This is a genomic window from Mesorhizobium sp. M7A.F.Ca.CA.002.09.1.1 (assembly GCF_003998555.1).
GTDB classification, from domain to species: Bacteria; Pseudomonadota; Alphaproteobacteria; order Rhizobiales; family Rhizobiaceae; genus Mesorhizobium; species Mesorhizobium ciceri.
Genome location: NZ_RZRR01001225.1, coordinates 1 through 1268, shown reverse-complemented (window position 1 = coordinate 1268; position 1268 = coordinate 1). Strand labels below are relative to the sequence as shown.

At 63.6% G+C, this 1268-nt stretch carries 1 protein-coding gene and 1 pseudogene; one reads left to right on the top strand and one right to left on the bottom strand.

What is annotated here, in order from left to right:
- A pseudogene (locus EN994_RS32015) lies at positions 1 to 513 on the top strand (hypothetical protein); the annotation flags it as partial.
- A 288-nt stretch (positions 514 to 801) separates the two neighbouring features.
- Here EN994_RS32015 and EN994_RS32010 read toward each other — a convergent pair.
- On the bottom strand, positions 802 to 1268 hold a 467-nt coding region (locus EN994_RS32010; RefSeq protein WP_127308179.1), incomplete at its 5' end, for an ATP-binding cassette domain-containing protein.

The window sequence follows — 1268 nt, the reverse complement described above, 5'->3', positions numbered from 1 at the left end:
ATGGAAGGCGACAAGGAAGCCGAGCTGGCTCGCAGCCAGGCGGAAATGCGCGGGTTGAGCTCGGAGATCCAGAACCTGCAATCGCGGCTTGAGCAGGTGTCGAGCGAAAACGGCGAAGCCGCGGGCGAGATCGCCAGGCTCAAGAGCGAACTGAACGATGCTCTGGCCGAAAAGAAGATCGCCGATGAAAGATTGTCCGCGCTGAGCCAGGAGAGCGAAAGCGACAAGATGAGTCTTTCCAAGGTGAACGCCAACCTTTCTCAGCTGACGCTGCAACAGGCGTCCGAACAGATACAGTTCGACGTGCAGAGGCAGGAGTGCGAGGACCTCAAGGCCGAAATCGCCTCGCTCAATGCCCGGATCAAGGAACTGCTGCCCTATGAGCGGCTCCACAAGGCCACCAATGGCAGGCCGCGCGAGGACGGCGTGGTCGAGATGGCCGGGGCGATGGCGAAGAAAGCACGGACGACGGGCAGGCGGCGCATGCGCAGGAATGTCGGCGCCGCCACCTGAAGCGTGTCGCGCCTGAAGGATTCAGGCGACCCGCTTCAGATCCTTCTTTTGTGCATGGGAGGCCGGCACCTCACCCGGAGAGTAAGTCCAATGGGGCACCGGCCAGGCGGATCGACAGGTCCGCCGCACAGACAAGGTAGCGCGCCGCGGTCCCGCACGGCATTGGTGCGATCACGGAAGGTGCCAGCGGCAATTCCCCTGGCTTGTGATTCGAACCCTTGCGACGACCCGCCGGCCGGAGGCTGCAGACACGCCCAGGATAAGATCGCGGGCCGGCCCGGCGCCTTCTCAGTCGAGCGGTTCGTGCTGGTAAAGCTCGTCCATGCTGAGCGAGGCCAGGGCGCCGAAAGGGGCCTGCTTTTTCACGCGGCCGCCGCTCAGGATGACCACGTCGTCGCAGAACGAGATGGTGCTGTGGTGATGGCTGATGACGATGGTCGTGCGGCGGCCGGCTCTCGACTTCAGGGTCTCGACGATGGCCGCTTCCGACAGCCCGTCCACGGCATTGGTGGCCTCGTCCAGGATGAGGAGATCGGGATCGCGCACCAGGGCTCTCGCCAAGGCGATGCGCTGCCTCTGTCCCGCCGACAGATTGATGGCCCTGTAGCCAACCAGGGTCTCGTAGCCCTGAGGCAGCCTTTCGATGAATTCATGCGCTTCGGCCAGTCTTGCGGCGGCCTCGGCATCGCCGGCAGTCGCGGCATCCTGGCCGTAGGTTATGTTTTCGAAAATGCTGCCGTCGACCAGTTCCAGTT